Consider the following 19,057-nt stretch of genomic DNA (forward strand, 5'->3'; position numbering starts at 1 on the left):
GCCGGCCCATGACTCAGACACCGACAAAGCACCAGCCGCAGCCGCCGGAGCAGGCGCGTGCCCACTTCGTCGTACCGGCCAAGCACCCCATGGTGACCGTCCTGGGATCCGGAGACGCCCTTCTGCGCGTGATCGAGAAGGCGTTCCCGGCCGTCGACATCCACGTGCGGGGCAACGAGATCAGCGCCGTCGGCGAGGCCTCCGAGGTGGCCCTGGTCCAGCGGCTCTTCGACGAGATGATGCTGGTCCTGCGGACCGGGCAGCCGATGACCGAGGACGCGGTGGAGCGCTCCATCGCGATGCTGCGGGCCAACGGCACCGCCGCCGCGGAGGGCACCGAGACCCCGGCCCAGGTGCTGACGCAGAACATCCTGTCCAACCGCGGCCGCACCATCCGCCCCAAGACGCTCAACCAGAAGCGGTACGTCGACGCGATCGACAAGCACACGATCGTCTTCGGCATCGGCCCGGCCGGTACCGGCAAGACCTATCTGGCGATGGCCAAGGCGGTCCAGGCGCTGCAGTCCAAGCAGGTCAACCGGATCATCCTGACCCGCCCCGCGGTCGAGGCCGGCGAGCGGCTCGGCTTCCTGCCCGGCACCCTGTACGAGAAGATCGACCCGTACCTGCGGCCGCTGTACGACGCCCTGCACGACATGATCGACCCCGACTCCATCCCGCGCCTGATGGCCGCCGGCACCATCGAGGTGGCCCCGCTGGCCTACATGCGCGGACGGACGCTCAATGACGCGTTCATCATCCTCGACGAGGCGCAGAACACCAGCGCCGAGCAGATGAAGATGTTCCTCACGCGGCTCGGCTTCGACTCCAAGATCGTCGTCACCGGCGACATCACGCAGGTCGACCTGCCGGGCGGCACCAAGAGCGGGCTGCGGCAGGTGCAGGACATCCTCGACGGCGTGGACGACGTCCACTTCTCGCGGCTCACCAGCACCGACGTCGTACGCCATAAGCTGGTCGGACGCATCGTGGACGCCTACGAGCGGTTCGACAACGCCAACGGCGCCGCGCAGAGACCGCACGGAAAGTAACCGACCAACAACCATGGCGATCGACGTCAACAACGAGTCCGGCTGGGATATCGACGAGCAGGCGGTGCTCGATGCCGCCCGCTACGCCCTGCACCGCATGCGGATCCACCCGCTCTCCGAACTCTCGGTGATCGTGGTGGACTCCGCGGCGATGGAGCAGCTGCACCTGCAGTGGATGGACCTGCCGGGACCCACGGACGTGATGTCCTTCCCGATGGACGAGCTGCGGCCCGGCAAGGAGGACGAGGAGTCCCCGCAGGGCCTGCTCGGCGACATCGTGCTGTGCCCCGAGGTGGCCAGGAAGCAGGGCGAGGAGGCGCCGACCAAGCACTCCATGGACGAGGAGCTCCAGCTGCTCACCGTCCACGGCGTCCTCCACCTGCTCGGCTACGACCACGAGGAGCCGGACGAGAAGGCCGAGATGTTCGGCCTGCAGAAGGCGATCCTGGACGACTGGCGGGCCGAGCGCGGCCTGCAGGGCCCCTCGCCGGCGCCCACCACCCACTGAGCGGCGGGATCGGCGAGGCAGGGAAGACCGGGAAGAAGCAGCACTCATGATCGTCTCTGCCGTCCTGCTGGTGATCGTCGCGTGGCTGGCCGCATGCGCCGAGGCCGGCATCGCCCGCATCTCGCGGTTCCGCGCCGAGGACGCGGTGCGCTCCGGCCGCCGCGGCGCCGCGAACCTGCTCGCGGTCGCCTCCGACCCGACCCGGTACCTCAACGTGGCGCTGCTGGTCAGGGTCGCCTGCGAGACCGCGGCCGCCGTGCTCATCACCGTCGTGTGCGACCGGCACTTCCAGCAGACCTGGCAGGTGCTGGCGGTGGCCATCGGCGTGATGGTGCTGGTGTCGTACGTGGCCGTGGGCGTCTCCCCGCGCACCATCGGCCGCCAGCACCCGCTGAACACCGCGACCGCCGCCTCGTACGTGCTGCTGCCGCTGGCCCGGGTGATGGGCCCGGTGCCGGGGCTGCTGATCCTGCTCGGCAACGCACTCACGCCGGGCAAGGGCTTCAAACGCGGCCCGTTCGCGAGCGAGGCCGAACTGCGCGCCCTGGTGGACCTCGCCGAGTCCGAGTCGCTGATCGAGGACGAGGAGCGCCGGATGGTGCACTCGGTCTTCGAACTGGGCGACACCATCGTGCGCGAGGTGATGGTGCCGCGCACCGAACTGGTCATGATCGAGCGGTTCAAGACGGTGCGTCAGGCGATGACGCTGGCGCTGCGCAGCGGCTTCTCGCGGATCCCGGTCACCGGGGAGAGCGAGGACGACGTCGTCGGCTTCGTCTACCTCAAGGACCTGGCCCGCCGGGTGCACATCAACCGCGACGCGGAGTCGGACGCGGTGACGTCGGTGATGCGCCCGGCCTCCTTCGTGCCGGACACCAAGAACGCCGGTGACCTGCTGCGCGAGATGCAGCAGGAGCGCAACCACGTGGCCGTGGTGATCGACGAGTACGGCGGCACCGCGGGCATCGTCACCATCGAGGACATCCTGGAGGAGATCGTCGGCGAGATCACCGACGAGTACGACCGGGAGACGCCGCCGGTGGAGGAGTTGGGCGGCGGGCGCTACCGCGTCACCGCGCGGCTGGACATCGGGGACCTCGGCGAGCTGTACGGGGTGCTGCTGGACGACGACGACGTGGAGACGGTCGGCGGGCTGCTGGCGAAGTCGCTGGGGCGGGTGCCGATCCCCGGGGCGACCGCGGTCGTCCCGCTCCCGGAGGGCGCGTCGGGGGAGCGCGGCGTCTCGGCGCTGCGCCTCACCGCGGAGACGCAGGCAGGGCGGCGCAACCGGATCGGCACCGTCCTCGTCGAGCCGGTGCCGGAGCCCGCGCCGGCCTGACCGCCGCGGCGGGGCCCGTCCGGGTGCCGGGCCCCGAGCGTCTGAGCTAGTTGCTGCGGATCGCGAAGATCACGCCGATCACGAAGATCACCGCGATGATCGAGTACCAGATGACGTCCTGCTGGGCGTCACCGGTCAGAGCGAGCTGCACGGAATCGCTGCGCACGGGGGCAACTCCTCTCGGGGGCCGAGCGTCTTCCCCCGTCATACCCGTGTCAGGGGCGGTCACGCGCCTCCGACCGGGTGACGCCGTCGCCGGCGAGGAAGGCGCGGGCGTGCCGGGTGAAGGCGCGGGCGGCCGGCGAGGCCGCCCCGACGCGCCATGCCAGGACGAGGCGGGAGCGGAGCGCGGGCCGGGTCACGGTGAGCGCGTGCAGGCCCGGCCGGGAGGCGGCCAGCGCCGCCGGCAGCAGGGCGACGCCGAGGCCCTGCTCGGCCAGCAGGGCCAGCACCTCGGGGTTGCCGGCCTCGAAGGCGACGCGCGGCCGGAACCCCGCGGCGGCGCACCCCGCGTCGACCGCGGTGCGGATGCCCGTCCCCGGCGGCAGCACGATCAGCGGCCGCCCCTCCAGCGTCCGCAGCCGCACCGACGCCCGCCCGGCCAGTTCGTCCCCGTGGGCCACCGCGGCGACCAGCGCGGCGTCGATCACCGTCTGCGTGCCGATGCCGTCGGGTGCCCGGCCGGCGAGCCCGGCGAACGCCAGGTCGTAGCGCCCGTCCTGGACGCCGTTCAGCAGCCGGTCCGAGGTGTCCTCGCCGAGGGTGATCTCGACGCCGGGGTGCCGGTCGTGGAATCCGGCGAGCAGCCCGGGCAGGTTCATGTCGGTGCCCAGCGAGGTGACGGTGCCGATCGCCACCCGCCCGCGCAGCAGCCCGGTCAGCTCCTGCACCGCCAGCCGGGCGCCGGCCACCGCCTCCAGCGCGGCCCGCGCGTACGGCAGCACCGCCTCGCCCGCCTCGGTGAGCCGCACGGTGCGCCCCGAACGGTCGAACAGCGGCTGCCCCAGCTCCCGTTCGAGCTGTCTGATCTGCGCGCTGACGCCCGGCTGGGCGACGTGCAGGGCGGTCGCGGCGCGGGTGAACCCGCCCTCGTCGGCCACCGCCACCAGGTACTCCAGCTGGCGCAGTTCCATAAGCATTCATGCTAGTACGCAGAAGATCCAGATCTTGGACTTATGGAGGGCGCGGCACGACGATGGAAGGCGGAAGCAAGGAAGCGCGCAAGGGCACAGGCGCACAGGCGCAGAAGTCGCACCAGGAGGCCGCCATGACGGAGAACCGCGAACGGGCCACGCACCCCGAGGACATCGCCCGGCTGTTCGTGGCACGGGTCAACTCCGGTGATCTGGAAGGGATCCTGGAGCTGTTCGAGCCGGACGCGGTGGTGGCCTACCCGGTCGACCGGCCCTCGCAGGGCACCGCCGCGCTGCGCGAGCTGTATGCCGGACTGCTGGCCGTCAAGCCGGTGTTCCCGGTCGAGGAGCCGCTGCCCACGCTCATCAGCGGGGACCTGGCCCTGACGTCGACCAAGCCGCAGGACGGCACCGGCGGCCGGGTGCAGGTCTGCCGCCGCCAGCCGGACGGCAGCTGGCGGCGGGTGCTCGACCGGCCCGAGTCGTGACCTCAGATGGAGAACTGGCCGAGCATGCCGAGGAGGTTGGCGCTCGCCGCGTGGATCGACCCGGACAGGCTGGTGTCCGACAGGTAGAAGCCGAAAGCTCCGCAGGCCACCGCATGGCTGACCTTGAGAGCGCCCTTGCGGCTCAGGAAGAAGGTGATCAGGGCGAGCGCGATCACCAGGGGCATATGCAGCAGCATGACACATCACCTCAAACCGGGACACTGCTCACCTCAGGCTAGGGTGGGTTGGCGCTGCGCGCATCTCCGGTCACACGGTGTGACAACGGTGAGGAAGGGGGGCCCGCGCCGGGCCGTATGATCGCGCCTATGAGCGACGAGAACCCCGAAGACCGCAAGCTCATCACGCTGGCCAGGTCCGCCCGCGCCCGCAACGGCGTGCCGGAGGGCGCGGCCGTGCGCGACGAGACCGGCCGGACCTACGTCGCCGGGACCGTGGCCCTGGAGTCGCTGCGGCTCACCGCACTGCAGACCGCCGTCGCCATGGCCGTGGCCAGCGGTGCGCGCTCGCTGGAGGCGGCCGCGGTCGTCACCGGAGCCGAGACCCCGGCCGAGGCGGACCGCGCGGCCGTGCGCGACCTCGGCGGCCCGGCGACCCCGCTCATCCTCGCCGCCCCGGACGGCACGGTCGTCACCACCGTCACCGCGGGCTGAGCCACCGTCACCACCCGGGCGCCGTCCGCGCCCGCATCCCGGGCCACCCTCACCGGGCGGCCGGGGCTCAGACGGCGTCGGGGCCGCGCTCCCCGGTCCGCACGCGGACGGCGGTGTCCACCGGCACCGCCCACACCTTGCCGTCGCCGATCTTCCCGGTCCTGGCCGCGGCCACCACCGCGTCGATCACCGCGTCCGCCTCGGCGTCCTCGACCAGCACCTCGATCCGCGCCTTGGGCACCAGGTCCACCCGGTACTCCGCGCCCCGGTAGACCTCGGTGTGCCCGCGCTGCCTGCCGTACCCGCTCGCCTCGGTGACAGTCAGGCCCTGCACGCCCATCTCCTGCAGCGCCGTCTTCACGTCGTCCAGCTTGTAGGGCTTGATGACGGCGGTGACCAGCTTCATCCCTGGGGGCTCCTGTCCTGGGCGAACGGGGTGCGGGGCACGCCGGCCGCGGACGCGGGGTGCAGCAGACCGTGGGACGTGCCGTGCGTGAGTACGCCGTGATCGTAGGCGGTCTCCGCGTGTACGGTGAGGTCGAGTCCGGTCCGCTCCTCGTCCTCGCTCGCCCGGAAGCCCATCAGCCGGTCGATGGCCTTGCCGATGCCGTACGTCGTCGCGAACGCGTACACCCCGACCGCCGCCACGGCCACCGCCTGGCGGCCGAGCTGGCCGAGCCCGCCGCCGTACAGCAGGCCCTCCCGGCCGCCGGTCATCGCGGACGTCGCCAGCAGGCCGATCAGCAGCGTGCCGACGATCCCGCCCATGAGGTGCACGCCGACCACGTCCAGCGAATCGTCCACGCCCCAGCGGAACTTCCAGCTCACCGCGTACGAGCAGAGCACCCCCGCGGTCAGGCCGACGACGACCGCGCCCAGCAGGTCGACGCTGCCGCACGACGGGGTGATCGCCACCAGGCCGGCGACCGAGCCGGAGGCGGCGCCCAGCGTGGTGGCGTGCCCGTCCCTGCGCTTCTCCACCGCCAGCCAGCCCAGCAGGCCCGCGCACCCCGCGGCCTGGGTGTTGAGGAACGCGGCGGCGGCCAGCCCGTTCGCGCCCAGCGCGGAACCGGCGTTGAAGCCGAACCAGCCGAACCACAGCAGGCCCGCGCCGAGCAGCACCAGCGGCAGGTTGTGCGGCCGCATCGCGTCCTTGCGGAAGCCCAACCGCGGGCCGAGCACCAGCGCCAGCGCCAGGCCGGAGGCGCCCGAGCAGACCTCGACGACGGTGCCGCCGGCGAAGTCCAGCGCGTGCAGTTTCGCGGAGATCCACCCGCCGGTGCCGAACACCCAGTGCGCCACAGGGACGTATACGGCCAGCGTCCACACCAGCACGAAGACCACCCACGCGCCGAACCGGGCCCGGTCCGCGACCGCGCCGCTGATCAGCGCGGCGGTGATGATCGCGAACGAGAGCTGGAACGCGGCGAACAGCATCGTGGGCACGTGCCCGGTGGCGTCCGCGGGTCCGATGCCGTGCATCCCCAGGTGCGACAGGTTGCCGATCAGGCCCAGACCGCCCGCGTCGTGGTCGAAGGCCAGCGCGTAGCCGGCGAGCAGCCACACCACGGTGACCAGCGCGATCGACACGAAGCTCATCATGAGCATGTTCAGGACGCTCTTGCTGCGCACCATGCCGCCGTAGAACAGCGCCAGGCCGGGGGTCATCAGGAGGACGAGCGCGGTGGCGGCGAGCAGCCACGCGGTGTCGCCCGCGTCGACGGCGGACGGGCCGGCGGACAGCAGCACGAGGGATCCCTTCGGTCGGCGGCGGCGCGGGCGGGCCTGCGTGACGAGCGTCGGGCGTGCGCGTTACCGCACGTGTGCGGGCGTGTTTCCGCCGTGTTTCGTGTTGCCGGGGCGTTTCCGGCGGTTCACCGCCGGTCCGCCGCACCTGCTCGCCGCGGCCTCCCGCCGCCTTCCGGGCCGCCGCCGCGTGCGCGCGCCCGACCGCCCGCCGCCGGGGCGTCCGCGGCGGCCTCCCGCGTCAGGGAGAATGAACCCCATGAGCGCTCGTACCCCCGCCACCCCTGGATCCCCGACCCACCGGTCCGGGTTCGCCTGCTTCGTCGGCCGGCCCAACGCCGGCAAGTCCACCCTCACGAACGCTCTGGTCGGGCAGAAGGTGGCGATCACCTCCAACCGGCCGCAGACCACCCGGCACACGGTGCGCGGCATCGTCCACCGGCCCGACGCGCAGCTGGTCCTGGTCGACACCCCCGGCCTGCACAAGCCCCGCACCCTGCTGGGCGAGCGGCTCAACGACGTGGTGCGCACCACCTGGGCCGAGGTCGACGTGATCGGGTTCTGCCTGCCCGCCGACCAGAAGCTCGGCCCCGGCGACACGTTCATCGCCCGCGAGCTGGCCGGCATCAAGAAGACCCCCAAGGTGGCGATCGTCACCAAGACCGACCTGGTGGACGCCCAGCAGCTCGCCGCGCAGCTCATCGCGGTCGACAAGCTCGGCCGCGACCTCGGCTTCGAGTGGGCCGAGATCGTGCCGGTCTCCGCCGTCGCCGGCGACCAGGTGGGGCTGCTGGCCGACCTGCTGGTGCCGCTGCTGCCCGAGGGCCCGACGCTGTACGCCGAGGGCGACCTCACCGACGAGCCGGAACAGGTCATGGTCGCCGAGCTGATCCGCGAGGCCGCCCTGGAGGGCGTGCGGGACGAGCTGCCGCACTCCATCGCCGTCGTCGTCGAGGAGATGGTCCCCCGCGAGGGCCGCCCGGCCGACCGGCCGCTGCTCGACGTCCACGCCAACCTCTACATCGAGCGGCCCAGCCAGAAGGGCATCATCATCGGCCCCAAGGGCGCCCGCCTGAAGGAGGTCGGCACCAAGTCCCGCCACCAGATCGAGGCGCTGCTGGGCACGCCGGTCTTCCTCGACCTGCACGTGAAGGTGGCCAAGGACTGGCAGCGCGACCCCAAGCAGCTGCGGCGCCTCGGCTTCTGACCGGCCCGCCCCCGAGCGCCCCGCATCCTGCCGTCCGGACCGGCCGCCGTGCCTTCCGCCGGTGCGCCGCGCGCGGTCACGCGGTCAGCAGGGGGAGCGGGTGCGCTGGGCGTCGTAGAGGGGGCCGGGGCCCTTGAGCATGCGGTGGATGGGCGCGGTCTCGGTGCGGCGGATGCCGGGAAGCCGGGCGACCGGGCCCGTCAGGTAGCGGTAGAGCGCCGCGGGATTGCGGCAGTTGACCGCGGCGTAGACGTTCGAGGAGCCGGTGGTCGCCGAGGCGAAGGCCACCTCCTCGTGCTCGGCCAGCGCCGCGCCGACCTCGGCGAGCCGGGCCGGCTCGACCTCCAGCCACAGCGCGGTGCGCAGCGCCTTGGCGTGCGTGTCGCCGTCGAAGGCCAGGTCGTAGTAGAGCGCGCCGGCGGCCCGCAGTTCGGACAGCCGGCGGCGCACCGTGGACGGTGACCAGCCCGTGGCGGTGGCGAGTTCGGCCACCGGCGTGCGGCCGTCCTCCGCCAGCGCCTCCATCAGCCGGCGGTCCGCCGGGCCCAGCGGGAACGGCTCGGCGGCCTCCGCCAGGCGCCGCCTCGGTGCGTCGGGCGGCGTCAGCGCGGCCACCTGCGCCGCGCCGAGCGGCCCGTTGCGGCTGACCGGGCTCAGGTCCTGGCCGAAGAAGACGTGCACCAGGGCGTGCGCGGCCACCTGCAGCACCCGCGGGGTCCGCGGCAGCTTCTGCAGCAGCAGCTCGTCCTGGCCCGGCCGCTCGGGCTGGATCAGGCAGAAGATCTCGGTGCCGCCGGAGATCAGCGACACCCAGCGGGTGTCCTTGCGGCGGGCCAGCGCCTCGCTCACCGAGGCCGCGGCGTCGGGGGCGCAGCGCACCCGGACGAACCACGGGGTCACCCCGATCCGCAGCGGATCGACCAGGCCCAGCACCCGCAGCACCCCCGAGCCGCGCAGCCGCCCGTAGCGCCGGGCGACCGTCTGGTCCGAGACGCCCAGCACCTCCGCGATCCGGCTGAACGCGGCCCGCCCGTCGATCTGCAGGGCGTGCACGATCCGGCGGTCGAGGTCGTCGAGGTCGCTCAGCGGTTCCCACGCGGTGGCGATGGGGTCGGCGGCGGCTGCTTCGGAGCCGGCGGGGTCGGCCGCGTCGGCGGCACCGGCGGTGTCTGCGGCACCGGCGGTGTGGCGAGTCCCGCCGGCGGGGGATTCCGTGTCGGATTCCATCTCTCCACGCTAGCCGATGTCGGATTCCGCCGTGAGTGGTGCAGTGGCTGGGGATTCCGTGCGTCCGGCCGGATCGTGGAGCCACCGGCACCCCGCCGGACCGAAGCACTGGGAAACGGAGTTCCACACCATGCGCAAGTGGCTGCCCCTCGTGGCGATCTGCCTGGGCGCCTTCATCCTGCTGGTCGACGTGACCATCGTGAACGTCGCCCTGCCGCGGATGGCCGACGACCTGCACGCCTCCTTCTCCTCCCTGCAGTGGGTCATCGACGTCTACGCCCTGGCGCTGGCGGCCCTCCTGATGGTCACCGGGTCGCTCGCCGACCTGTTCGGCCACCGCCGGCTCTACACCGCCGGCCTGTCGCTGTTCGCGCTCGCCTCGCTGGCCTGCGCCCTCGCGCCGAACGCCGCGGTGCTCATCGCCGCGCGCGGCGTGCAGGGAGCGGGCGGCGCCGCGATGTTCGCCACCTCCGCGGCCCTGGTGGCCGCCACGTACCACGGGCGGGACCGCGGCGTGGCGTTCGGCGTGTGGGGCGCGGTCAACGGCGCCGCGGCGGCGGCGGGACCGATCATGGGCGGGCTGCTCACCGAAGGCTTCGGCTGGCAGGCGATCTTCCTCGTCAACCTGCCCATCGCGGTCGCCGCGGTGGCCCTGACGTTGCGGGTGCTGCCCGCCGGCGCGCGCGGCGCCGGCCGGCTCGACGTGCCCGGCGCGGTCGTCTTCACCCTGGCCGCCGCCGCGCTGACGTACGCGCTCATCCGCGGCGGCGAGCACGGCTGGGGCGACGGCCTGACGGTGACCGCCTTCGCCGTCGCGGGTGCCGCGGCGGTGGCGTTCGTGCCGGTGGAGCTGCGGGCGCCGCACCCGATGCTCGACCTGGCGCTGCTGCGCCGCCCGGCGTTCGCCGGGCTGCTCACCGGCGCGCTCCTCTACCAACTGGCGGCGTTCAGCGGCCTGGTCTTCCTCTCGCTGTGGCTGCAGAACGTCCTCGGGCTCAGCCCGGTCCGCAGCGGCCTGGCGCTGATGCCGCTGGCGGGTACCGCCTTCGTGGTGGCGGCGGCCGCGGGGCGGCACATGCACAAGGTCGCGCCGCGCGTGCCGATCGGTGCGGGCCTGCTGCTCATCGCGGCCGGCTGCCTGATGCTGGGGACGTCGGTGCACGCCGGGTCCGGGCAGTCCGCGCTGTTCGCCGGGCTCGCGGTGGCCGGGGCGGGCGTCGGGCTCGCCACTCCCGTGCTGGTCTCCGCGGCCGTCGACGCGGTCCCGCCCGCCCGGGCGGGCATGGCCGGCGCGGCCGTCAACACCTTCCGCCAGCTCGGCCTGACGCTCGGCATCGCGCTGCTCGGCGCGGTCTTCAGCGGCCGGCTGCGGTCCGCCCCGTCCCTGCGGGCCGGCTACGCCGCGGGCATCGACCGGGTCTTCCTGCTCAGCGCGGCCGCGGGCCTGATCGGCGGCCTCGCCGTCCTCCTCACCGTCCGCCCGGCCCGCGCCGAGCCCGAGGCCCACGAGCCGGCCGCCCCCCGCCCCAGCGCGACGGCCTCCCGCTGACGCCCTGCCCGGGCCGTCCTCCTCACCGTCCGCGCCGCCCGCGCCGAGCCCGAGGCCCACGAGCCGGCCGCCCCCCGCCCCAGCGCGACGGCCTCCCGCTGACGCCCTGCCTCGCCGGCCACGGATCCCTCAGCCGTGGCCGGCCAGGCTCTGCTCGACGAGGGCGCGGAGGGCGTGGGCGCCCGGGCTTCAGCAGACGCGGACTGTGTCGATCTTGTCGTTGGCGTTGCCGCCGTCCGCGGACGAGTCCTTGGACAGGTCGCGCAGGTAGTGCCCGGCGTTCAGCACGATCACCAAGTGGCCGTTGTTGTAGAACCGCGACTGGACGCCGCCGGTCTGGCTGTTGTCGATCGAGGACACCCGGTTGGTCCAGTTCCTGCCGTCCGGCGCGATGTAGTTGGCCAGGTTCTGAGAGCCGCAGGCGTAGAACTTGATCTCGTAGCCGCCGAAGTTGCTGTTCTGGAACATGCACAGCCATCCGTTCGCGCACCCGCTCGGCCCGCTGGCAGGCTGCATCACCACACCCTTCTCCAGCTCCACGGAGTCGGTGCCGATCTGTATGGAGCCCGGGTTGTGGGCGAGGATCGCCGCGACCTTGCGCGCGACCTGGGCCTGATCGGCGGAGGCCGAGGCGGCGTGGGAAACCGGCACGGTGGCGAGCGACAGCGCCGCGACGGCGCCGGCAACGGTGATGGCGTACTTCATGACCCCTCCTGGATGCGGTGATACGGAACCTGCGCGCGGACACGGCCGCGTGCGCGCCGATGTGGAACACCGGGCCCGGGTTTCGTGCACCGTTTCTCCCCCTCGGTGATGCGCCCGGACCCGGCGTGAACCGGCCTTCTCCGGCGACGGCCGCCCTTGAACAACCGGTTCGAGCCATGCGGCCGACCCATCGGATCCCCGGATCGCGCTGGTTGCCGCCGGCCTCACGGTGCGACGACGGTAAACCGCGGTCCCGACCGGGAGCCGCCAGAACGTGCCGGCTCGCTCGCCACTTCGTGCCCGGACGCTGCGCGCTGTGCGACGCGGGTCAGCTCAGCCGTGGGCTCATCGCCCGCTGCGGCCGGACTCCCGCAGAGACGCGGCGCCTTGGCCGGGGGCCGGCGCCCCTCATGCTGACGGGCCGGCGTCGGATCCCTCAGCCGTGGCCGGCGAGGCTCTGCTCGACGAGGGCGCGGAGGGCGTGGGCGCGGGGGTCGGTGAAGGGGGTGAGGTGGGTGAGGGCCTCGGTCCGGTGGGTCCGGGCTGCGGCCGGGTCGCCGGCGTCCGTCGCTTCGGCCAACTGGTGAAGTTCCACGGCCAGTTCCCAGGTGTCACGCAGTTCGCGGTGCACGGCGGCCGCCTGGCGGTGGAAGGCGGCGGCCTCCTCGGGCCGCTCCGTCGCCGCGTAGGTGCGGCCGGTGCCGCGCCAGGTCAGTGCTTCCCGGCTCCGATCGCCCAGCCGGCGGTGCAGCATCGCCGAGCGCTGGTACTTCTGTTCGTCGTCCTGGGGGCGGTAGTCGCTGGTCACCGCCCGCAGCAGCGCGACGGCCTCCGCTTCGGGAAGAGTGCCGAGCGTCAGCCGACGGGCCCCGTCGCGTATGGCAAGGCCGGCCAGGCGGTCGCGGCTAGTGACGATGACGAGGCTGCCCCCGCTCCCGGGGAGCAGCGGCCGTACCTGGCTCGCCGTGGCGGCGTTGTCGAGCAGGATCAGGACACGGCGGTCGGCGAGCAGCGAGCGGCGAGCGGTACAGGGCCGCCGCGTCACCGGCATTGGGCGGAACATCCGCCATCGGCACGCCCAGGGCCCCGAGGAATCCGCCTACGGCTTGCTGGGCGCTGACCGGTTCCCCCGGGTCGTACCCGCGGTGGTTGACGAACAACTGCCCATCGGGGAAGCGGTCCTTGACCTGGTGGGCCCAGTGCAGGACGAGGGAGGTCTTTCCCGCGCCCGCCGTGCCGGCGACCACGTGCACCGAAACTGACAGGTGCCCGCCGTCCTCGTCGGTGAGGATCGCGTCGAGCCGACCGAGTTCGTCGGTGCGGTTGACGAACGCGCTTATGTCGGCTGGCAGTTGCCGGGGAGTCGGGCTGGAGGCCGCGGTGGGGGAGCCGTGGTGGAAGTGGATGTCCCCGTGCACGCTTCCGGCCTGCACGACGTCACGGGACTGGCCCGAAAGGTCGTTGCGGGAGTCCCGCGGGCGGCCGTCGCCTCCCGCCGGACCGTCGACGCTCGCCACGGCTCAGGCCGCCGGAGGCGGAGGCAGGTGGGCGACCGCACGGTCGAAGTACGACTGGATGTCCTCGGCGGCCTCGTAGGCCGCGGCGATGAACTCGGCCCAGGAGCGGACGATCGAAGGGTCGGAGTAGCGGAGGGCGCCCTCGAAGGCGCCGGAGGCGTCGTACACGACCCGGTACAGCGTGCGGTCGTCCAGGACGACGATCTCCGGCAGCGGGCCACGAACCTCCGCCACGGCCAACGCCTCGGCGGGCAGCACACGGATGCGGTGGCCGCACTGGGCCCGCTGGTGCAGCGAGTGCAACTCCCACTGCAGGTAAGGGGTCAGCGGTTCCTCGACGATGCGGACACGGTGGAACCGTGAGCCGCGGCGGTCCGCGTCCTCGGCGGCCTTGCGCAGGGAGTCGGCGCGGTCTTCCATGAGGCGCAACGCTTCGTCCCAGTCGCCTTGGCCCAGGGCCTCCCAACTCGGATTGCCTGGCTCCTCGAAATGCTGAAGGCGTTCGAGCTTCCACGAGTTGCCGTTGCGGATCGCGGAGTTGCGGGCCCGGAAGTCCCCGGTGTATGCGTCGTCGAGCCACTCGCCCTGACCGGGAAGAAGGTCCGGAGGGAGTTCAGGCATCGGGGATGTCCGCCTTCGCCGCACGGAGCATGTTGCCCGGGATCACCACGAGTCGCTCGTCCAAGCCGACGTCACACCTTCTGGGAGTCCCTTGGCGTAGGCAGCGGTGAGGTCCCGGCCTATGACGGCGATGTCGCCGTTGCTCAACTGCCAGATGTCCGGGCACTTGTCGTCGGTGGACGAGTTGCCGAGCTCCGCGGCGGACTTGCCTAACCGACGCACGAACACGGCAGAGGATCAGGTGCCCACCCATCGGCCACGGCCGCCTCCAAGGTCATCGACGTCACGGACGGTATTCCACCATGCTACCGAACGTGGCATTCAGTGAACGTCCGGAACCGGCCATTGCTGCTCCGCGGGCAGCCTTCGAGGCATCGGCGCGGGCCGGTGCGGGCATGGGCCGGAGCAGGAGGAGGGGGCGGCATGGAGCCGGTGTCGGCGGCGCTGCTGGTCGCGGTGGCGGGTGGGGCGGGGACCGCGGCGGGGGAGCAAGTGTGGCGCGCGCTGCGAGAGTTGGTGCGGCGGCCGTTCCGGCGCGGGGAGGACGGCCCGGGGGCCGACGAGGTGGCCGCGCTCGCCGAGGCCCCGGACGAGGCCGCACGCGCCGAACGCCTGGCGGTCGTGCTGGCCGCTCGGGCCGCCGAAGACGCCGTGTTCGCAAGGGCGTTGGGGATGTGGTGCGCCGCGGCCCAGGCGGCGGTGGGTGGTGGTGCGGGCGAGGTCCGCAACACCGTCAGCGGTGGCACCCAGGACGCGGTCGTGCAGGCGCGGGACATCCGCGGCGGCGTGCACTTCGGCGCGCCGCCGCACCATCCCTGAGCCGCACCCCTATATCTGCTCGGCCGCCGTCGCCGCGTAGTCGAGGAACGCGGTCCAGGCCGCGGGCGAGAAGGCGAGCTGCGGGCCGTCCGGGTCCTTGGAGTCCCGGACGTGCACGGTGCCGGGAGTGGACGCGACCTCGACGCAGTTGGGTTCCTCGTTGCTGCTGTAGCTGCTTTTGAACCAGTGCAGTTCGGCGGAGGGCTTGGCCGTCATGTCTCTCCCAGGACCTTCTCGATGTGTGCCAGCGACTCCCGTGGTGTGAGAGCCTGCGCGCGGATGATGCCATACCTGGCCTGCAGCGTCCTGATCTCGTTGCGATCCGAGATCAGGCGCACGTAACTCTGTACGGCGACGTGGCCCACTGTCGGCCCGTGCTTGGGTTCAAGCAACGTGATTTCGCCGCCCATTCCCGCGTGGTCCTCCAGGCTCGTCGGCATCACCTGGATCTCCACGTTCCTCAAGGCGCCGAGTTCCAGCAAGCGTTGGAGTTGGCCGCGCAACACGATCCTGCCTCCGAGCGGGCGCGTCAGCGTCACCTCCTCCAGGACGAAGCTGAGGATCGGGGCAGGCCACCGTTTGAAGATCTCCAGGCGGGCCATTCGCGCAGCGACGTACCGCTCGATCGTCTCGTCATCCAGTAGCGGGCGGCGCATCCGGTAGAGCGCCTCCGTGTACTCCTGCGTCTGGAGCAGGCCAGGGATGTTGTGCGTGCCGTACGCATTTACGGCGACGGACTCCGCCTCCAGTCTGGTCAGATCCCGCACACCCTTGGGGTAGCGGGCCCGCTCCACGTCCACCTTGAAAGTGGCGAGCATCCCGCCCGCGCCCAGAGCCTCGTCCGCCGCGTCGAGGAACTCGGGTTTGGGGGAGCGGCGGCCGCGCTCCACGGAGGAGACCTGCTCCTCGCTGTAGCCGATCCGAGCGCCGAGTTCGGCCTGGGTCAACCCCGCGCGTTCGCGCCAGAGTTTGATCTGGCGGCCGACCGTCTTGAGGATGTCGTCGCCGCCCTCCTCCCAGTCCCGCTCCTCCGCGTTGCCGCCCGTTTGCCCTGCTCCGGTCGCCATGGACCCACCTCCACCCGATCGCGTGCACGTGGTGCGGCCGTCAGACCGGACGCAGCCGTGCGGGACCCGTACAGGTCACTCCCCGTACCGGCATCACTACTTTTCAGCCTAGGTACGGCCCGACACGCTCTGTCACGTGAACAGTGAAATCTCCACCCGACCTAAAGACTTCAATTCTTTCCGGCTGCCGGCGACCCGGCACTCGGCACGGCTCGGCCGCCATCTGGCGATCCGTCAGCTCGCCGCGTGGGGGCACCCGCACGACAGCGACGCGGCCGAGTCCGTCGCCGCGATCGTGGCCGAACTGGCCGCCAACGCGGCCACCCACGGGCGGGTGGCCGGGCGGGCGTTCGAGCTGACCCTGGCCCTCGGCGACGGCCTGGTGCGGATCGAGGTCAGCGACACCCGGGGGGAGGTGCGGCCACCGGAGCCCGGCAGCATCGAAACGCCCGCCGCCGACGCCGAGTCGGGCCGCGGCCTGCTCCTCGTCCAGGCCCTCGCCAAGGAGTGGGGTGTGGCCCCGCGCGACGTCGGCAAGACGGTGTGGGCCGAAGTGGCGTTATCCGGCTGACGGTTCAGCCGGACAAGCGCGCACCTGGCCGGGAGTTCATCGGGGTGAGAGCCCGGGGCGTCAGCTGTGGAAGATGGTGGTGCAGAGCAGGGCCGCGCCGCCGTCGACGAGCCAGGCCCAGTAGCGGGTGCGGTCGCTCTGGCTCTGCACGCAGTTGTTGGCGTTGGCGCCGGGCGGGGCCTGGTAGACACCGCTGATCCACATGACCTGGTTGTACGGCACCGGGACGCGCGTCGCATGGCAGTCGACGGCGGTCAGCGCCCCGATGGAGATGGTGTCGCCGGACTGCTTGCCGAGCACGCAGTAGTGCTTGATGAAGATCCGCGACAGGCACAGCTTGGTGCTGTCGCCCGAGCCGGAGGTGTACGACCACCAGGTCTGGCCCTGGCCGCTCGGGCACACGCTGCTCGACGTGCTGGTGACGCGCAGCAGGCCGGCGTAGCCGGTGCTGCCGCAGGACACGGGCTGCGGCGGCACGTCGGTGCTCCAGTCGACCTTGGTGCCGCCGCGGCCGGTGTCGTAGACCGGCAGGCAGTCGCCGGTGGAGACGGCCTTGAACGCGTCCTCGGTCGGATCGGGCGCGGGTGTCGTGGTCGGCGGATCGGTGTCGGGGGCCACCCCGCCCGAGGAACTGCTGTCGCTGCCCGAGGAACTGCCGCCGTCGGAGGACGTGGAGCTCGCAGCCGTGCCGCCGCTGCTGCTGCTGCCGCCGCTGCTGGCACTGCCCCCGCTGCTGTCGGACAGGGTGTCGCCCGAGGAGCCGCCCGAGCTGTCGGAGCTGTCCGAGGGGCTGTAGCTGGGCGTGTTGGACCAGCTGCTGGACGCGCCGCTGGTCGTGCCCGAAGAGCTGTCGGACTTCTGCCACGGGTGCCAGATGAGCAGCGCGACGACCAGCACGGCGGCGAGGACCAGGCCGCCGCCCGACGAACTCCCGCTCCCGGGACGGTTGGTGGAGGTGGAGGAGGCCGCCTGCCTGCTGGTCTGGGTGGTCGCCGACGCGTTGGCCGCCGCCCGCCGCCGCGCCTCCTCCCGTTCCTGCCGTTCCTGGCGCTCGCGTCGTTCCCGTCGCTCCCGGCGTTCGCGATCGGCGGCCGCGCGGCGCCGGCGTTCGGCCTCGGCGGCTTCCGCCGCGGCCGCTGCCTGTGCCGCCGCCTCCGCTTCGGCCTGCGCGGCCCGTGCCGCGGCCGCGTCCTCCGCGGCGCGCGCCGCCGCGTCCGCGGCGGCCCTGGCCTGCCGTGCGGCCTCCGCCGCCTCGCGCAGCTCCCGTTCCCGCTTCTCGCGGGCCTCGGCGGCCAGCCGTTCGCGTTCCTCGCGGGCCGCCCGCTCCTCCGAGTCGATACGGGTGGGCAGCGGTGGGGGCAGCGGCCGGCTCACCTCGTCGGTCATCGCGTGCACGGCGCCCTGGTCCCGGCCGAGGGCCCGGCCGTGCGCCTCGTACGCGTCGATCAGCGCCGTCCACCGCACGGGCAGGCGGCCGCTGGGGCCGGCGCCGACCGGCGCCGGTTCCGCGGCCTCCACGAACTGCACCAGCAGGTCGCCGAGTTCGGGGCGCAGCCGCGGATCGATGGCCAGGCACGGGCGGATCAGCGGTTCGAGTTCCTTGGGCAGGCCGGCCAGGTCGAGGCGGCCGGCCTGGACGCGGGCCAGCCGCTGGAGCGGGCCGTCGTCCATCAGCGGGTACGGGGCGCGGCCCACCGCGAGGTGGAACAGGGTGGCGCCGAGCGAGAAGACGTCGGACGCCGGGGTGGAGTGCTCGCCGTGCGCCTGCTCGGGCGAGGTGTAGTCGATGGTGCCCAGCGTCAGGGAGGTGGTCGTCTTGTCGAAGGCGTGCGAGATGCCGAAGTCGATGAGCAGGGGGCCGGTCAGCGGCAGCAGGATGTTCTGCGGCTTCACGTCGCGGTGGACGACGCCCTTGCCGTGCAGGGCCAGCAGGGCCTGGGCGGCGCCGGCCGCGATCCACGGAAGCTTCGGTGCGGGCAGCGGGCCGGACTCGCGCACCAGGTCGCCGAGCGACGGCGCGGGGACGTACTCGATCGCCATCCACGGCCGCTCGGCGCGGGCGTCGGAGTCCAGCACCCGGGCGGTGTAGGAGCTGTCGACCCGCTGCGCCAGCTCCATCTCGCGGGCGAACCGCTTGCGGTCGGGTTCGTTGACCTCGCCCTCGGCGAGCAGCGTCTTCACGGCCACGAGCGGGCCGTCGGACGTGGACCGGGCCAGGTAGATCCGGCCCATGCCGCCCGTGGTGAGCCGCCACAGCAGCCGGTACGGCCCGAGCCGCTTCGGATCGTCCTCGCCGAGCGGCCTGATCCCGATCCCTGACATCCCCCGTGCCCTCCCGTTCCCCCGCTTTGCCGCGTCCCGCGGACGTCGCCGTCAACTGGTGCCGAAGGCGAGGGAGTTGAGTGTGCTGTCTTTGAGGCTGACACGGCAACTGGAGGGGTTCGGTTGCAGGGTTCGGCTTTTGGGAGGGCGGACGGGGGTGGGCGCTTGCCGCTTGCCGCTTGCTGCTTGCCGCTTGGGCTTGGGCTCGGGCGTGGCTTGCCCCGCCGGGGGGACGGCTCCCCGCCGGGGGTGGGCGCCTGGCGGCGGGCGGCGGGGTTCTGGTTGGTGCTGGTGCCCGCGGGGTGCGTTGCCGGGTGCGGCGCCGTTGTGGTTGGTCGCGCAGTTCCCCGCGCCCCTGCGGCGTGCGGGGTGCCCGGTGGGGTGGTTTGCCGTCTGCGGCAGCGTTGTGGCTGGGCGCGGAGTTCCCCGCGCTCCTTCGGTTTCCGGGGTGCCCGCGGGGTGCGTTGCCGGGTGCGGCGCCGTTGTGGTTGGTCGCGCAGTTCCCCGCGCCCCTT

The 19,057-nt window shown here is 72.8% G+C and carries 21 protein-coding genes; 9 read left to right on the forward strand and 12 right to left on the reverse strand.

Annotated elements, in window-relative coordinates; translation table 11 throughout:
- Positions 1-8: 8 nt before the first annotated feature.
- The 3 genes from ACH4TG_RS00835 to ACH4TG_RS00845 are packed head-to-tail and all read left to right on the forward strand — an operon-like array spanning position 9 to position 2,899.
- Positions 9-1,052 (forward strand): PhoH family protein, encoded by a 1,044-nt coding sequence (locus ACH4TG_RS00835; RefSeq protein ID WP_398239422.1) that lies wholly within the window; start codon positions 9-11, stop codon positions 1,050-1,052.
- 13 nt (positions 1,053-1,065) lie between these two features.
- Positions 1,066-1,560, forward strand: coding sequence for an rRNA maturation RNase YbeY (ybeY, locus tag ACH4TG_RS00840; protein ID WP_398239424.1), 495 nt, complete (start codon positions 1,066-1,068; stop codon positions 1,558-1,560).
- 46 nt (positions 1,561-1,606) lie between these two features.
- Positions 1,607-2,899: a hemolysin family protein gene (locus tag ACH4TG_RS00845; protein WP_398239426.1), complete on the forward strand. Its 1,293-nt coding sequence runs from the start codon at positions 1,607-1,609 to the stop codon at positions 2,897-2,899.
- 215 nt (positions 2,900-3,114) lie between these two features.
- Here ACH4TG_RS00845 and ACH4TG_RS00850 read toward each other — a convergent pair whose 3' ends face one another.
- Positions 3,115-4,032, reverse strand: a complete 918-nt coding sequence (locus ACH4TG_RS00850) for a LysR substrate-binding domain-containing protein (RefSeq protein WP_398239428.1) — start codon at positions 4,030-4,032, stop codon at positions 3,115-3,117.
- A 134-nt stretch (positions 4,033-4,166) separates the two neighbouring features.
- Here ACH4TG_RS00850 and ACH4TG_RS00855 point away from each other — a divergent pair, with 134 nt between their 5' ends.
- Positions 4,167-4,520: a YybH family protein gene (locus tag ACH4TG_RS00855; RefSeq protein WP_398239430.1), complete on the forward strand. Its 354-nt coding sequence runs from the start codon at positions 4,167-4,169 to the stop codon at positions 4,518-4,520.
- A 2-nt stretch (positions 4,521-4,522) separates the two neighbouring features.
- On the opposite strand, the gene ACH4TG_RS00860 is transcribed toward ACH4TG_RS00855, so the two are convergent.
- The gene (locus ACH4TG_RS00860) at positions 4,523-4,717 is read right to left on the reverse strand and encodes a hypothetical protein (protein ID WP_398239432.1); all 195 of its coding nucleotides are present in this window, start codon (positions 4,715-4,717) and stop codon (positions 4,523-4,525) included.
- Between the two features lie 129 nt (positions 4,718-4,846).
- On the opposite strand from ACH4TG_RS00860, the gene ACH4TG_RS00865 reads away from it, so the two are divergent.
- Positions 4,847-5,191, forward strand: a complete 345-nt coding sequence (locus ACH4TG_RS00865) for a cytidine deaminase (protein ID WP_398239434.1) — start codon at positions 4,847-4,849, stop codon at positions 5,189-5,191.
- Between the two features lie 67 nt (positions 5,192-5,258).
- On the opposite strand, the gene ACH4TG_RS00870 is transcribed toward ACH4TG_RS00865, so the two are convergent.
- Together ACH4TG_RS00870 and ACH4TG_RS00875 are read right to left on the reverse strand one after the other, a co-directional pair.
- Positions 5,259-5,597 (reverse strand): P-II family nitrogen regulator, encoded by a 339-nt coding sequence (locus ACH4TG_RS00870; protein WP_222961863.1) that lies wholly within the window; start codon positions 5,595-5,597, stop codon positions 5,259-5,261.
- Positions 5,594-6,934 (reverse strand): ammonium transporter, encoded by a 1,341-nt coding sequence (locus tag ACH4TG_RS00875; protein WP_398240435.1) that lies wholly within the window; start codon positions 6,932-6,934, stop codon positions 5,594-5,596. The genes ACH4TG_RS00870 and ACH4TG_RS00875 overlap by 4 nt, the downstream gene beginning before the upstream one ends.
- 253 nt (positions 6,935-7,187) lie before the next feature.
- Between ACH4TG_RS00875 and era the strand changes: the two genes are divergently transcribed.
- Positions 7,188-8,144 carry a GTPase Era gene (gene era / locus ACH4TG_RS00880; protein ID WP_398239436.1) on the forward strand — a complete coding sequence of 319 codons (957 nt, stop codon included), beginning with the start codon at positions 7,188-7,190 and terminating at the stop codon, positions 8,142-8,144.
- 84 nt (positions 8,145-8,228) lie between these two features.
- Here the strand turns inward: era and ACH4TG_RS00885 are convergent, their stop codons facing one another.
- Positions 8,229-9,371 (reverse strand): Lrp/AsnC family transcriptional regulator, encoded by a 1,143-nt coding sequence (locus tag ACH4TG_RS00885; RefSeq protein WP_398239438.1) that lies wholly within the window; start codon positions 9,369-9,371, stop codon positions 8,229-8,231.
- 130 nt (positions 9,372-9,501) lie between these two features.
- On the opposite strand from ACH4TG_RS00885, the gene ACH4TG_RS00890 reads away from it, so the two are divergent.
- Positions 9,502-10,920 carry an MFS transporter gene (locus ACH4TG_RS00890; protein ID WP_398239440.1) on the forward strand — a complete coding sequence of 473 codons (1,419 nt, stop codon included), beginning with the start codon at positions 9,502-9,504 and terminating at the stop codon, positions 10,918-10,920.
- A 189-nt stretch (positions 10,921-11,109) separates the two neighbouring features.
- Here the strand turns inward: ACH4TG_RS00890 and ACH4TG_RS00895 are convergent, their stop codons facing one another.
- From ACH4TG_RS00895 to ACH4TG_RS00910, 4 genes are all read right to left on the reverse strand, one after another.
- Positions 11,110-11,625, reverse strand: coding sequence for a peptidase inhibitor family I36 protein (locus ACH4TG_RS00895; RefSeq protein ID WP_398239442.1), 516 nt, complete (start codon positions 11,623-11,625; stop codon positions 11,110-11,112).
- 436 nt (positions 11,626-12,061) lie between these two features.
- The gene (locus ACH4TG_RS00900) at positions 12,062-12,676 is read right to left on the reverse strand and encodes a hypothetical protein (RefSeq protein ID WP_398239444.1); all 615 of its coding nucleotides are present in this window, start codon (positions 12,674-12,676) and stop codon (positions 12,062-12,064) included.
- 469 nt (positions 12,677-13,145) lie between these two features.
- Positions 13,146-13,763: a DUF6879 family protein gene (locus tag ACH4TG_RS00905; protein ID WP_398239446.1), complete on the reverse strand. Its 618-nt coding sequence runs from the start codon at positions 13,761-13,763 to the stop codon at positions 13,146-13,148.
- Positions 13,764-13,805: 42 nt separating this feature from the next.
- Positions 13,806-13,985, reverse strand: a complete 180-nt coding sequence (locus tag ACH4TG_RS00910; RefSeq protein WP_398239448.1) for a hypothetical protein — start codon at positions 13,983-13,985, stop codon at positions 13,806-13,808.
- Between the two features lie 201 nt (positions 13,986-14,186).
- On the opposite strand from ACH4TG_RS00910, the gene ACH4TG_RS00915 reads away from it, so the two are divergent.
- Positions 14,187-14,582, forward strand: coding sequence for a hypothetical protein (locus ACH4TG_RS00915; RefSeq protein ID WP_398239450.1), 396 nt, complete (start codon positions 14,187-14,189; stop codon positions 14,580-14,582).
- A gap of 9 nt (positions 14,583-14,591) precedes the next feature.
- On the opposite strand, the gene ACH4TG_RS00920 is transcribed toward ACH4TG_RS00915, so the two are convergent.
- Together ACH4TG_RS00920 and ACH4TG_RS00925 are read right to left on the reverse strand one after the other, a co-directional pair.
- Positions 14,592-14,798, reverse strand: a complete 207-nt coding sequence (locus ACH4TG_RS00920; RefSeq protein ID WP_398239452.1) for a DUF397 domain-containing protein — start codon at positions 14,796-14,798, stop codon at positions 14,592-14,594.
- Positions 14,795-15,649 carry a helix-turn-helix domain-containing protein gene (locus ACH4TG_RS00925; RefSeq protein ID WP_398239453.1) on the reverse strand — a complete coding sequence of 285 codons (855 nt, stop codon included), beginning with the start codon at positions 15,647-15,649 and terminating at the stop codon, positions 14,795-14,797. Before ACH4TG_RS00925 ends, ACH4TG_RS00920 begins: the two co-directional genes overlap by 4 nt.
- A gap of 136 nt (positions 15,650-15,785) precedes the next feature.
- On the opposite strand from ACH4TG_RS00925, the gene ACH4TG_RS00930 reads away from it, so the two are divergent.
- Positions 15,786-16,220, forward strand: coding sequence for an ATP-binding protein (locus ACH4TG_RS00930; protein WP_398239454.1), 435 nt, complete (start codon positions 15,786-15,788; stop codon positions 16,218-16,220).
- Between the two features lie 60 nt (positions 16,221-16,280).
- On the opposite strand, the gene ACH4TG_RS00935 is transcribed toward ACH4TG_RS00930, so the two are convergent.
- Positions 16,281-18,542: a serine/threonine-protein kinase gene (locus tag ACH4TG_RS00935; RefSeq protein WP_398239456.1), complete on the reverse strand. Its 2,262-nt coding sequence runs from the start codon at positions 18,540-18,542 to the stop codon at positions 16,281-16,283.
- Positions 18,543-19,057 lie beyond the last annotated feature (515 nt).

Origin of the sequence: Streptomyces sp. NPDC020917 (genome assembly GCF_044333795.1) — a bacterium.
Taxonomy (GTDB): domain Bacteria; phylum Actinomycetota; class Actinomycetes; order Streptomycetales; family Streptomycetaceae; genus Actinacidiphila.